Consider the following 11,349-nt stretch of genomic DNA (forward strand, 5'->3'; position numbering starts at 1 on the left):
GCCCGTGGCGACGCCGCCGCGGCCTGTCGAGCTCGAGGAGGAGCCCATGACACAGCACATCTTCCGCGCACGCCCCCGCCTGCGCCTCGCCACCGGTGCCGCCGTCGGCATCGTCGCCCTCGGCCTGACCGCCTGCGCGGGCGGCACCGGGCAGGACTCGTCCGGTGATGGGGGAGGCGACGCCGCCCCGGCCGCGGTCGACGCCGTCGAGGTCATCGCCCCCGCCGATCCGGGCGGCGGCTGGGACCAGACGGCGCGGGCCTTCGCGCAGGCGCTCACCGACGCGAAGCTCGTCAAGTCGGCCCCGGTCTCCAACATCGGCGGCGCCGGCGGCACCGTCGGCCTCGCGTCGCTCAAGACAGAGACCGACCCGAACACGCTGATGATCACCGGCAGCGTGATGGTCGGCGCGGTCGAGACCAACGCCTCAGAGGTGCGGATCGAGGACATGACCCCGATCGCGAAGCTCACGGAGGAGCCCCTCATCGTCGTCGTCCCGCCGGACAGCGAGTACGACACCATCGGCGACTTCGTCGAGGCCTGGACCGAGGCCGGGGCCGACATGGCCGTCACCGGCGGATCGGCGGGCGGCATCGACCACATCCTCGCGGGCATGCTGCTCACCGACGCGGGCATCGAGTCGGCCGACGTGCCGGACAGCCTGAACTACATCGCCAACTCCGGCGGTGGCGAGGCGCTGACGATGCTGCTCGGCGGCCAGGTCGACGCGGGCATCTCGGGCGTCGGCGAGTTCGCCGAGCAGATCAAGGCGGGCAAGCTCAAGGCGCTGGCCGTCTCGTCGGACGTGCCGGCCGAGCTGCTGCCCGACGTGCCCACGCTGTCCGACGAGGGCATCGACATCACGCTCACCAACTGGCGCGGTCTGCTCGCCCCCGGCGACCTGGAGGACGCCGAGGCCGCCGCACTCGAGGACCTCGTCACGCAGCTGCACGAGAGCGAGGCGTGGACCACCACCCTCGAGACCAAGGGCTGGACCGACGCGTTCCTCACGGGCGACGAGTTCACCTCCTTCCTCGAGAGCGACATCTCCACAACACAGGACACCCTGCGCACCATCGGGCTCATCGAATGACCGAGCCCGCCCCCATCACCCGCCCCGGGGAGGTCATCGCCTCCCCGGGTTCCCGGGCGCTGCGCGGGCGCCGGATCGGCGAGCTCGTCTTCATCGGCGTGATCCTCGCGTTCTCGATCCTCGCGCTCGTGATGACGGGCTTCATCCGCGAGCCGGCCGGATCCTCGAACGTGCTCGGCGCGCGGGTGGTTCCCTACGCCGTGAACGGGCTGATGCTGCTCGCCTCGCTCGGTGCGCTGATCGCGGTCCTCCGCGGCGACGTCGGCGCCCCTGACGAGGGGGAGGACATCGATCCGGACGCCCCCACGTCGTGGCGGACGGTGATCCTCGTCTGCCTCGCCTTCTCGTCTCTCATCGTGGTGATCCCGCTCCTGGGCTGGCCCGTCGCGGTCACCGTCCTGTTCACGGGTGCCTCCCTGGCACTCGGCGCCGGTTCGTGGTGGAAGGCGCTGCTGCTCGGGGCCGGCCTCGGCATCCTCACCCAGATCGTGTTCGGCAGCCTGCTCGGGCTGTCTCTCCCGCCGTTCGGCGACGTCCTCCCGGAGGTGTTCGGTGGATAGCCTGCAGCTGCTGATGGACGGCTTCGCCACCGCCCTGCAGCCCCAGTACCTGCTCTACGCGTTCATCGGCGTGCTGCTCGGCACCGCGGTGGGCGTGCTGCCCGGCATCGGGCCCGCCATGACCGTGGCGCTGCTGCTGCCGCTGACCTACACGCTCGACGTGACCAGCGCCATCATCATGTTCGCCGGCATCTACTACGGCGGCATGTACGGCGGATCGACCACCTCGATCCTCTTGAACACCCCAGGCGAATCGGCGTCGATCGTCACCGCCTTGGAGGGCAACAGGATGGCCCGGATGGGGCGCGCCACCGCGGCCCTCGCGACGGCCGCGATCGGATCCTTCATCGCGGGCACGATCGCCACGGCCCTGCTCACCCTGTTCGCCCCGTTCATCGCCGACTTCGCGATCACCCTGGGCCCCGCCGACTACTTCGCGCTGATGATCGTCGCGTTCCTCACGGTGGGCGCGCTGATGGGCAGCTCGCCGATGCGCGGGCTGGTGTCCCTCTCAGTGGGACTGTTCCTCGGCCTTGTGGGCACCGACACGCTCACCGGGCAGGCGCGTTTCACGTTCGGCGTGCCGAACCTCGGCGACGGGATCGACGTGGTGCTCATCGCGGTCGGCCTGTTCGCGCTGGGGGAGGCGCTGTATGTCGGTTCGCGCATGCGACACGGCGCCCTGCCGATCATCCCCGTGACGGGCAGCTGGCGCACCTGGATGAAGAAGAGCGACTGGAAGCGGTCGTGGAAGCCGTGGCTGCGCGGCACGTTCATCGGATTCCCGATCGGATCGATCCCGGCCGGTGGCGCCGACGTGGCCACGTTCCTCTCGTACGCGGCCGAGAAGAAGCTCGCGCGCGAGCCCTACCGCCGCCAGTTCGGCAAGGGCGCGATCGAGGGCGTCGCCGGGCCGGAGGCGGCCAACAACGCGGCCGCCGCGGGCGTCCTGGTGCCGCTTCTCACCCTCGGTCTTCCGACCACCGCGACGGCGGCGATCATCATCTCGGCGTTCCAGACCTACGGCATCCAGCCGGGGCCGCTGCTGTTCCAGAATCAGCCGGCGCTGGTGTGGGCCCTCATCGCGAGCCTGTACATCGGCAACGTGGTGCTGATCATCCTCAACCTGCCGCTCGTGGGCATGTGGGCGAAGGTGCTCCGGATCCCGCGGCCCTACCTGTACGCGGGGATCCTGGTCTTCGCCGGGCTGGGCGCCTACGCCGCGAACTTCACGGTGTTCGACATCGGCGTGCTGCTGGTGCTCGGCGTCATCGGGTTCTTCATGCGGCGCCACGGCTTCCCCGTCGCGCCGATGGTGGTGGGCTCGATCCTCGGCCCGATGGCCGAGGAGCAGCTGCGCAAGTCGATGGCGATCAGCCAGGGCGATCCGCTCTACCTGGTGCAGAGCCCCGCGTCGATCGTGATCTACGCCACCCTCGCGCTCCTGATCGCCGGCGGTGTGTGGCTGAAGCGCCGCCAGGCGCGCTACGAGGCGGAGATCCCCGATGTCGACACGACCGCGATCCGGACGGTCGAGGAGGAGGTCGCCCGCGAAATGGGGCGCTGAGCGACACCCGCCTCCGGCCGCAGACACACGAAACGGGCCAGACCCCCTCAGGTCTGGCCCGTTCGTTGTTGTGCTCAGTGGTTGCGGAGCTTGTCGATGAGCTCGGCCTTCTTCAGACCGGAGTACCCCTCGATGCCCAGCTCCTTCGCCCGCCCGCGCAGTTCGTCGACAGTGCGGTCCTCGTAGTCCTCGGACGCGCCGCCGCGTTCGCCCACAGCACCCCGGCCGTCGCGGGCCGCGGCGTTCGCGATGCGCGCCGACTTCTCCTTCGAGTTGCCCTCGTCGCGGAGCTTCTCGTACAGCTCCTCGTCCTTGATGCTGCGGTTCGGCATGTCAGAAGCCCTTGCCACCCGTGACGGGGAGCACCGCGCCCGACGTGTACGAGGCCTCTTCGCTGGCGAGGTAGACATACGCGCCGGCGAGTTCGCTCGGCTGGCCCGCGCGCCCGAGGGGCGTGTCGGCCCCGAAGTCCTGCACCTTCTCGGCGGGGAAGCCGGTTGCGGGGATCAGCGGGGTCCAGATCGGCCCAGGAGCGACTGCGTTGACCCGGATGCCCTTGGGGCCCAGGTCCTCCGCGAGAGCCTGCGTGAAGGCCACCAGGGCGGCCTTGGTCATCGCGTAGTCGAGCAGGCCGGGGGAGGGGGCCGACGCCTGGATCGACGCGGTGACGATGATCGACGCGCCCTCCGACAGGTGCGGCAGCGCCTCGCGGGCGAGCACCAGCGTCGAGACCAGGTTCGTGCGGAAGGTCTTCTCGATCTCCGAGACCTGCAGATCCTTCACGCCGTCGCGCTGGCGCTGGTAAGCCGCGTTCGGAATGAGGATGTCGAGGCCGCCGAGCTGCTCGCGTGCCTGCGCCACGACGTCGATGCAGGCCTGCTCGTCGGTGAGGTCGGCGGGGAAGAGCACCGCCTTCCGGCCGGCCTCTTCGATGTACCGCTGGGTGTCCTGGGCGTCGCGCTCCTCCTCGGGGAGGTACACGATCGCGACATCGGCGCCCTCACGGGCGTAGGCGATCGCGACCGCGCGCCCGATTCCGGAGTCTCCGCCGGTGATCAGGGCCTTCCGGCCCTTGAGTCGGCCTCGGCCGACCCAGCTGTTCTCGCCATGATCCGGCGTCGGCTCCATGGGGTCGGTGAGGCCGGGCTGGCTCGGCTGCTCCTGTTCGGGGAACTGATGCGTGTCGGTCATGCTTCGACGCTACGAAGGGAGCGGGCCGGGGCCCACCCCCTTGACAGGCGCGCGCCGTTCAAGGCAAGAGGGGGAACGACGAAGGGGCCGATGTTTCACGTGAAACATCGGCCCCTGATCGACGGCGGCTCAGTCGCCGTAGCCCTCTTCGCCCAGCTCCGAGAGGATGCGGTTGAGGTCCTGGATCGTCGCGAAGTCGATCTTGATCTGACCCTTGCGCGACGTGAGGTCGATCTTGACCTTGGTGTTGAGACGGTCGCCGAGCTTCTCCGACACGTCGTTGAGGAACGCGCGGCGGGCGCCGGCCTTCGGCTTCGGGGTCTTCGGCGCGGACTCGGACGTGACGGTCTTCGCGGCGGCCTCGGCGGCGCGCACCGAGAGATCCTCGTTCACGATCTTGTCGGCGAGCTTCTGCATCGCGTCGGCGTCGACAAGCGACAGGATCGCCCGCGCGTGACCGGCGCTCAGCACCCCGGCCGCGACGCGCTGCTGCACGGGCACCGGGAGGCGGAGCAGCCGGATCGTGTTGCTGATCTGGGGCCGTGAGCGCCCGATACGGCGTGCCAGCTCCTCCTGCGTTGTGCCGAAGTCCTCCAGCAGCTGCTGGTACGCCGACGCCTCTTCGAGAGGGTTCAGCTCGGAGCGGTGCAGGTTCTCGAGCAGCGCATCGCGCAGCAGGTCCTCGTCGGCCGTGTCGCGCACCACCGCGGGGATCTCGGTGAGCCCGGCCTCGCGCGACGCACGGGTGCGGCGCTCGCCCATGATGAGCTCGTAGGTGCCGTCGCCCTTGTCGCGCACCACCACCGGCTGCAGCACCCCGAACTCGCGGACGCTGTGCACCAGCTCGGCGAGATCTTCCGGGTTGAAGTGCGTGCGCGGCTGGCGCGGGTTCGGGACGATCTTGTGAGGATCGACGTGGATCAGCCGCGCGCCCGGCACGGCGAGCAGCTGCTCGGCCGAGTCCGCCACGGGCGCCTCGACCGGCGCCGCCTTCGGAGCGCCGGGGAAGAACACGTCGACGGGTCGAGCCTCACCCGACTCCGCCGTGGGGATGAGCGCGCCGATGCCACGTCCCAGACCTGTTCGCTTCGCCGCCATCAGGCTTCCTCTCCGTTGTTTCCGCGCCGCACGATCTCGACGGCGGCCTCGCGATATGCGATGGCCCCGGCCGAGTTTCCGTCGTACGCGATGACCGTCTGTCCGAAGCTCGGAGCCTCGGAAATTCTCACTGATCGGGGGATCATGGTGTCCAGCACCTCCGCCGTGAAGTGACTGCGCACCTCATCCGCGACCTGCTGGGCGAGCTTGGTGCGACCGTCGTACATCGTGAGCAGAATGGTCGACAGATGCAGCTTCGGGTTCAGGTGCTTCTGGATCATCTTCACGTTGCCGAGCAGCTGGCTGAGGCCCTCGAGCGCGTAGTACTCGCACTGGATCGGCAGGAAGACCTCCTGCGCGGCCGTGAACGCGTTGATCGTCAGCAGCCCGAGAGACGGCGGGCAGTCGATCAGGATGAAGTCGAAGGGCGTCTCCTGGGCGGCGAGGAACTCGTCGATGGCGGTCTTGAGCCGCTGCTCGCGGGCCACCTGGGTGACGAGCTCGATCTCGGCCCCGGCGAGGTGGATGTTGCTCGGCGCGCAGAAAAGATTCGGCGACTCGGGACTCACCTGCACAACGTCGGAGATGGGGAAGCCGTCGATCAGCACGTCGTAGATGCTCGGCACGTCGCCGCTGTGGGGGATACCCAGCGCCGTGGACGCGTTGCCCTGCGGATCGAGGTCGATGACGAGCACCCGTCCGCCGAGCGAGGCGATGGCGGCGGCGGTGTTGACCGTGGTGGTCGTCTTGCCCACGCCGCCCTTCTGATTCGAGATCGTGAGGATCCGGGTTCGACCGGGGAACTCGACCTTCACATCGGCCAGCGCGCGGCGCCGAGCCGAGAGATCGGCCAGCTCACGAGCGAGAGGAGTGTCGTCGGGCAATGAGAACGACGCCGTCTCGGACTGTTTCACGTGAAACACTCTTCCCTTCGGGGCGGGGGGTCTACCCACTCTAACCGCCGACACCGACACCACCGCGTGTCGCCCAGTGCGTCGCCCGTTTCACGTGAAACATCCATCGCCCGGGTGCCGCGGCGGTGCGAATCGGGCGCAGGCGGGCTCGTACCCGCGCGCTCTTCCACGCCCCCGCTACCCAAAGGCGTTCGGTTACGCGACGCAAACGGATGTTTCACGTGAAACATCCACTCCTCGGTTGCCGGGCCGCGGGGAGTGGGGCGCTCTGCCCGAACTAGTGCCCATGTTTCACGTGAAACGCGACGCAAGCGGGCGCGTGCCCACTCACCGACCGCCCCTCCCGTCGACACCCAATCGGTCGTCCGCACGAAGCCCCGCTCGCACGTCACCCCATCACCCAGCCCGCGACCGTTCCGGCTGCGCCCCACCCGTCCTGTGCCGTTTCACGTGAAACGGCGCAGCGGCGCGATCAGGCGAGGAGACGGAGCGCCCGGGGCACCAACTCGACCCGCACCGGAAGGGTGCCGATGTATTCGCCGTCCCCGTAGACGTCCGGTCGGTGCGTGGCGTCGTCCGCCGGCGAGATCGACACCGCTTTGGCCGTGATCGCCCGGAGCTGCGTGGAACGAAGGTGCGTGCCCATCAGCATCATCGGGAACAGACGCGCGGCGGTGAGCGCACCCACATCCCGCGCGATGACGAGCTCGAGCACGCCATCGTCGATCCGCGCATTGGGCGCCACTCTGATGCCTCCGCCGATGGTCGACGCGTTGGCCGCCGTCGCCAGCGCGCCACGGTTCTCCCACGTCAGCGCGCACTCGCCCGCGGAGTCTCCGGCCGTCACGAGCATCCCGGGGAACTGCTCAAGTTCGACGTGCTGCGAGGGGCTGACGATCGCGCCGTCGACCTGCAGCCGGTAGCCCCACGCCCGGTACGAGAGGATCTCGCGGATGGCGGCCCAGACGTACTTCGACGACCCGCGGGGAAACCGCATGCGGTTGGCACGCGCGTTGACCGCGGCGTCCAGCCCCGCAGACACCGCGCCCGCGACCCAGCGCAGCGGGCCCTCACCGGCGACTCCGTCGCCTTCGACGCGCAGCAGATCGATCACCCGCGGCTCGATGCCGTCCACCAGACGTCGCAGCAGCGCGTCGGATGCGGCCTCCGAATCGGTCGGTATGCGTGTCGCCGCGGCGAAGTCGTTGCCGGTTCCGACGGGGATGACGCCCAGCGGCACCTCGGTGAGCGCGGCGGCCTGCACACCCAGGTGAACCATCCCATCGCCGCCGATGACAACAAGGGCGTCGAGCCGGGGAAGCTCGCGCCGCACGTTCTCGAGCGCCACGTCGGCACTCAGCGCCGAGAGCCCGACCACAGCCAATCCGACGTCCGTCGCGGCTCTCGCGAATCGCGCGCCCACGTCCTTCCCCAGGCCCCCACCGGCCGTGGGGTTCACCACCAGGCCGATTCGCCGCATCTCCACCCGACCACGGTATCGCGGTGATGTTTCACGTGAAACATCGCCGCTCGCCAGCATGAGCAAAGGCCCCATGTTTCACGTGAAACATGGGGCCTCGATCGACAGCGCGAAGTCAACCGCGGACGATCGCCCTCACGACGCGGGTCTCCTCGGCGAGCACACCCTCTCCGAGCACCTCGACGCGCACGTCCGACAGCTTGTACTTCCGGATCGCCTTGGCAGCCGCCTCGATCTCGGCCGGGGCGCCGGTGCCCTTGAGCAGGATCAGCTCGCCGCCATCCCGCACCAGGGGAGCGGTCCAGGGCAGCAGCGTCCGCAGCGCGCTCACAGCGCGGGCGGTCACCGCATCGAGGACTCCCTCGTATCGACCGGCCTCCTCGGCGCGGGCGCGCTCGACCACGACGTTGTCGAGACCAAGCGATGCGACCTGCTCCTCGAGCCACGCGACGCGGCGCTCCATCGGCTCGATGAGCACCCACCGCACGTCGGGGCGGGCGATCGCGAGCACCAGCCCGGGCAGGCCGGCTCCCGAACCCACGTCGCCGACGAGGCCGCCGGCCGGGAACAGGGGAGCGGCGATGGCGCTGTTCAGGATGTGCCGCGTCCACAGGCGGGGCGCCTCCAGGGGCCCGATGAGGCCGCGCTCCTCGCCATGCTCGGCGAGCGCCGCCGTGAACCGGCGGGCGAGGTCGATCCGGTCGCCGAAGATCTCCGACGCGACCGCGGGCTCGACCTCGAGGTCAGCCACGACGGATCACGGTGTGGCGGTCGGCGCCGTCACCGTACGACTCCGACACGAGGCCGCGATCGGCCGCGATGTCGTGGATGAGCTTGCGCTCGTAGCTCGACATGGCCGGCAGCGAGGCCTGCGATGCGCCCTCGTCGAGGCGCGCCACCGCGGCGTCGACCAGCTTCTCGAGCTGGCGCTGGCGGGCGTCGCGCGATCCGTCGACGTCCAGGATGAGCCGCGAGAAGCGGCCCGTCTTGGCCTGCACGGCCAGCCGGGCGAGCTCCTGCAGGGCCTGCACGGTGTCGGGGTCGGCCAGCACGCCGAGCGACTCGTCCTCCGACTCGACCGAGACGTACGCCCGGCCCTGCTTGACGTCGAGGGTCAGGTCGCCGTCGATGTCGGCGATGTCCAGCAGGCCTTCGACGTAGTCGGCGGCGACGTCGCCCTCGGCCTCGAGCTCGGACTGCGTCGGGGCCTCGGCCGTGACGGGAGTGGTGCTCATGTTCGTATCCTCGCGGGTTCCAGGAAATGCCTGATCAGAGGCGCTTACTTGGCGGGGGTCCCGGCGTCGCCCTGACCGGGCTGGCCGTCCTGCGGGCGCTGGCCCTGCTTCTTCGCACGCTGCTTGCCCATGGGCTGCTGGCGCTTGGGCTGCTGCGCCTTGCGCTTCTCGTTCTCCTCGAGGAGGCGCTGCTGCTCGGCCTCGTACACCGCCATCGGCACGATCTTGCCCTTTGAGTCGAGCGCCTTGCCCTTGCGCGCCAGGCGCTCCTCACGGGCCTTGGCGGCCTCGGACCCCGGGGTCGGCATCTCGCGGATGACGATGAACTGCTGGGCCATCGTCCAGATGTTGGAGAAGAACCAGTACAGGACGACGCCGAGCGGGAAGAAGACACCCGAGAAGATGAAGCCCAGCGGAAGGATGTAGAGCATCACCTTCTGCATCTGGTACGCCTGGCCGGTCTTGGCCTCGGGGGAGAGGTTCTTCGAGATGATCTGCAGCTGCGTGTAGAACTGCGACGCGATCATCAGGATGACGAGCACAACGAGGATGACGATCGTGGCGGTCTGGCCGTTGCTCCACGCGTCGCCGAGCGTCTGGTGGAACGGCGCGATCTCGAACAGCTTCGCGTCGTTGAACTGCTTGGTCAGCTCGGCGTTCAGCAGGCCGACGCCGCCGGTGCCCGCATCGGCGTGCTTCTTCACGTCCGAGAGCGTGTAGTACATCGAGAAGAAGATGGGCATCTGCACCAGCAGCGGCCAGCAGCCGCTCAGCGGGCTGGAGCCGTGCTTCTTGTACAGGTCCATGGTCTCGCGGCTCATGGCCTCGCGAGAGAGCTGGTCGCGCTTGCCCTTGTACCGATCCTGGATCTTGCGGATCTCAGGAGCGAGCTCCATCATGGCGCGCTGGCTCTTGATCTGGCGCACGAACAGCGGCACGAGCGCACCGCGCACAACGAGCACAACGCCGAGGATCGAGAGCATCCACGTGATGCCGCCGGCGGCGGGCAGGCCGATGGTGGTGAGCAGCCAGTGCCAGGCGACGAGGATGGCCTCCACCGCCCACTTCAGGGGCCAGAGGATCGTTCCGAAGAAATCCACGAGGGATCAGTCCTTTCGAGCGGGCACGACGAAGCCGTGGGGAGTGAGGTCGTAGCGGAAGGCGCGGTGCGGACGGACGTCGTCCTGTCCACCGGCCGCCCAGGGGTGGCAGCGGGCGATGCGCGCGGCGGTGAGCGCGGAGCCCTTGACGAGGCCATGCTGCTGAACCGCCGTCACGGCGTAGGCCGAGCAGGACGGGTAGTAGCGGCACACGTCGCCGTACAGCGGGGAGATCACGGCGCGGTAGCCGTGCAGCAGCGCGATGCCCGCGTTCCGCGGCAGCAGCGGGATCGCGGGAGCGGCGTCGGATACAGAAAAGCGCGCTGTCCCGAACGCCGAGGCGGGCAGCACGCTCATCGAGCGGCCCGTCGGGCGAGACAGCGCGTCACTTCTGCGCGCAGATCCTGATACGTCGCCGTCGCGGAGGACGGAAGCGCCCGGATCACCACATCGGCACCTTCGCGGACATCCGGCAGCGCCTCGGCGCAGATCGCCTTGAGGCGCCTGCGCACCGTGTTGCGCACGACCGCGTTGCCGACGGCCTTGCTCACGATGAAGCCGAACCGCGCGGCGCGCGGTTCGGCTGTCAACACGACGTGCGTCACCGAACTCGCGCCCGCGCAGCGAGCGCCCCGACGGACGACGAACCTGTAGTCGTCACCGCGGGTGAGGCGTCTCGGCCGCGCGAGCACGGTCCAGCGGAATGCCGGTGAAGGGTGCTTACGCCGACAGCTCGGCGCGGCCCTTGCCGCGGCGAGCGGCCAGGATGGCGCGGCCGGCACGCGTGCGCATGCGGGCGCGGAAGCCGTGCTTCTTGGCGCGACGACGGTTGTTGGGCTGGAAGGTGCGCTTGCTCATGGAATCACTCCGGAGAAGATGTCACCGGGATGGATACTGCCGGAGACGGATGGGATGGTACGGGAATGCCCACAGAGGGCATAAGTCAACCGACCTAGGTTACGTCTCGGCCCGGGATTCGCGCAAACCGGCCGACAACCTGACAGTATCTCCACAGCCCGGGCCGGCACCGGGCAGGGACACGCACGGCCCTGACCCGAAAGCCCGGCCAACGGGCCCCGCACGTTTGCCCCTGCGCGATGCGGCGACTAGC

At 69.3% G+C, this 11,349-nt stretch carries 14 protein-coding genes; 3 read left to right on the top strand and 11 right to left on the bottom strand.

The window, feature by feature from the left end; genetic code table 11:
• Nucleotides 1–46 precede the first annotated feature (46 nt).
• The 3 genes from ACOKGD_RS15005 to ACOKGD_RS15015 are packed head-to-tail and all read left to right on the top strand — an operon-like array spanning nt 47 to nt 3,220.
• Nucleotides 47–1,093 (top strand): Bug family tripartite tricarboxylate transporter substrate binding protein, encoded by a 1,047-nt coding sequence (locus ACOKGD_RS15005; protein ID WP_342335931.1) that lies wholly within the window; start codon nt 47–49, stop codon nt 1,091–1,093.
• Nucleotides 1,090–1,653 (top strand): tripartite tricarboxylate transporter TctB family protein, encoded by a 564-nt coding sequence (locus ACOKGD_RS15010; protein WP_342335932.1) that lies wholly within the window; start codon nt 1,090–1,092, stop codon nt 1,651–1,653. The genes ACOKGD_RS15005 and ACOKGD_RS15010 overlap by 4 nt, the downstream gene beginning before the upstream one ends.
• Nucleotides 1,646–3,220 (top strand): tripartite tricarboxylate transporter permease, encoded by a 1,575-nt coding sequence (locus tag ACOKGD_RS15015; protein ID WP_342335934.1) that lies wholly within the window; start codon nt 1,646–1,648, stop codon nt 3,218–3,220. Before ACOKGD_RS15010 ends, ACOKGD_RS15015 begins: the two co-directional genes overlap by 8 nt.
• Nucleotides 3,221–3,294: 74 nt before the next feature.
• Here ACOKGD_RS15015 and ACOKGD_RS15020 read toward each other — a convergent pair whose 3' ends face one another.
• The 11 genes from ACOKGD_RS15020 to rpmH all read right to left on the bottom strand — a co-directional run bounded on the left by ACOKGD_RS15020 (nt 3,295) and on the right by rpmH (nt 11,096).
• Complete coding sequence (locus ACOKGD_RS15020; RefSeq protein ID WP_342335935.1) at nt 3,295–3,552, bottom strand: DUF7218 family protein; 258 nt, start codon at nt 3,550–3,552, stop codon at nt 3,295–3,297.
• A 1-nt stretch (nt 3,553) separates the two neighbouring features.
• On the bottom strand, nt 3,554–4,411 hold the full coding sequence (locus tag ACOKGD_RS15025; protein ID WP_342335936.1) for an SDR family oxidoreductase: 858 nt from the start codon (nt 4,409–4,411) through the stop codon (nt 3,554–3,556).
• Nucleotides 4,412–4,540: 129 nt separating this feature from the next.
• A complete protein-coding gene (locus tag ACOKGD_RS15030) occupies nt 4,541–5,509 on the bottom strand; it encodes a ParB/RepB/Spo0J family partition protein (RefSeq protein ID WP_342335937.1) in 969 nt (322 codons plus the stop codon).
• Nucleotides 5,509–6,423, bottom strand: a complete 915-nt coding sequence (locus tag ACOKGD_RS15035) for a ParA family protein (RefSeq protein WP_421355068.1) — start codon at nt 6,421–6,423, stop codon at nt 5,509–5,511. Before ACOKGD_RS15035 ends, ACOKGD_RS15030 begins: the two co-directional genes overlap by 1 nt.
• 472 nt (nt 6,424–6,895) lie before the next feature.
• On the bottom strand, nt 6,896–7,903 hold the full coding sequence (locus ACOKGD_RS15040) for a diacylglycerol/lipid kinase family protein (protein WP_342336452.1): 1,008 nt from the start codon (nt 7,901–7,903) through the stop codon (nt 6,896–6,898).
• Between the two features lie 115 nt (nt 7,904–8,018).
• Nucleotides 8,019–8,654: a 16S rRNA (guanine(527)-N(7))-methyltransferase RsmG gene (gene rsmG, locus ACOKGD_RS15045; protein ID WP_342335939.1), complete on the bottom strand. Its 636-nt coding sequence runs from the start codon at nt 8,652–8,654 to the stop codon at nt 8,019–8,021.
• Nucleotides 8,647–9,138, bottom strand: coding sequence for a Jag family protein (locus tag ACOKGD_RS15050; protein ID WP_342335940.1), 492 nt, complete (start codon nt 9,136–9,138; stop codon nt 8,647–8,649). Before ACOKGD_RS15050 ends, rsmG begins: the two co-directional genes overlap by 8 nt.
• 44 nt (nt 9,139–9,182) lie before the next feature.
• Complete coding sequence (yidC, locus tag ACOKGD_RS15055) at nt 9,183–10,238, bottom strand: membrane protein insertase YidC (RefSeq protein WP_342335942.1); 1,056 nt, start codon at nt 10,236–10,238, stop codon at nt 9,183–9,185.
• A 6-nt stretch (nt 10,239–10,244) separates the two neighbouring features.
• Nucleotides 10,245–10,595: a membrane protein insertion efficiency factor YidD gene (gene yidD / locus ACOKGD_RS15060; RefSeq protein WP_342335943.1), complete on the bottom strand. Its 351-nt coding sequence runs from the start codon at nt 10,593–10,595 to the stop codon at nt 10,245–10,247.
• Complete coding sequence (gene rnpA, locus ACOKGD_RS15065; RefSeq protein ID WP_342335945.1) at nt 10,592–11,020, bottom strand: ribonuclease P protein component; 429 nt, start codon at nt 11,018–11,020, stop codon at nt 10,592–10,594. The genes yidD and rnpA overlap by 4 nt, the downstream gene beginning before the upstream one ends.
• On the bottom strand, nt 10,959–11,096 hold the full coding sequence (gene rpmH / locus ACOKGD_RS15070) for a 50S ribosomal protein L34 (RefSeq protein WP_055988770.1): 138 nt from the start codon (nt 11,094–11,096) through the stop codon (nt 10,959–10,961). The genes rnpA and rpmH overlap by 62 nt, the downstream gene beginning before the upstream one ends.
• Nucleotides 11,097–11,349: the final 253 nt, after the last annotated feature.

Origin of the sequence: Microbacterium phosphatis (assembly GCF_049177115.1) — a bacterium.
GTDB classification, from domain to species: domain Bacteria; phylum Actinomycetota; class Actinomycetes; order Actinomycetales; family Microbacteriaceae; genus Microbacterium; species Microbacterium phosphatis.

What these genes read in the sequence shown, in the direction of transcription:
- ACOKGD_RS15030 (WP_342335937.1), bottom strand. Translation starts at nt 5,509, where the DNA reads ATGGCGGCGAAGCGAACAGGTCTGGGACGTGGCATCGGCGCGCTCATC.
- ACOKGD_RS15040 (WP_342336452.1), bottom strand. Translation starts at nt 7,903, where the DNA reads ATGCGGCGAATCGGCCTGGTGGTGAACCCCACGGCCGGTGGGGGCCTG.
- ACOKGD_RS15050 (WP_342335940.1), bottom strand. Translation starts at nt 9,138, where the DNA reads ATGAGCACCACTCCCGTCACGGCCGAGGCCCCGACGCAGTCCGAGCTC.
- ACOKGD_RS15005 (WP_342335931.1), top strand. Translation starts at nt 47, where the DNA reads ATGACACAGCACATCTTCCGCGCACGCCCCCGCCTGCGCCTCGCCACC.
- yidD (WP_342335943.1), bottom strand. Translation starts at nt 10,595, where the DNA reads ATGAGCGTGCTGCCCGCCTCGGCGTTCGGGACAGCGCGCTTTTCTGTA.
- ACOKGD_RS15010 (WP_342335932.1), top strand. Translation starts at nt 1,090, where the DNA reads ATGACCGAGCCCGCCCCCATCACCCGCCCCGGGGAGGTCATCGCCTCC.
- ACOKGD_RS15020 (WP_342335935.1), bottom strand. Translation starts at nt 3,552, where the DNA reads ATGCCGAACCGCAGCATCAAGGACGAGGAGCTGTACGAGAAGCTCCGC.
- rpmH (WP_055988770.1), bottom strand. Translation starts at nt 11,096, where the DNA reads ATGAGCAAGCGCACCTTCCAGCCCAACAACCGTCGTCGCGCCAAGAAG.
- ACOKGD_RS15025 (WP_342335936.1), bottom strand. Translation starts at nt 4,411, where the DNA reads ATGACCGACACGCATCAGTTCCCCGAACAGGAGCAGCCGAGCCAGCCC.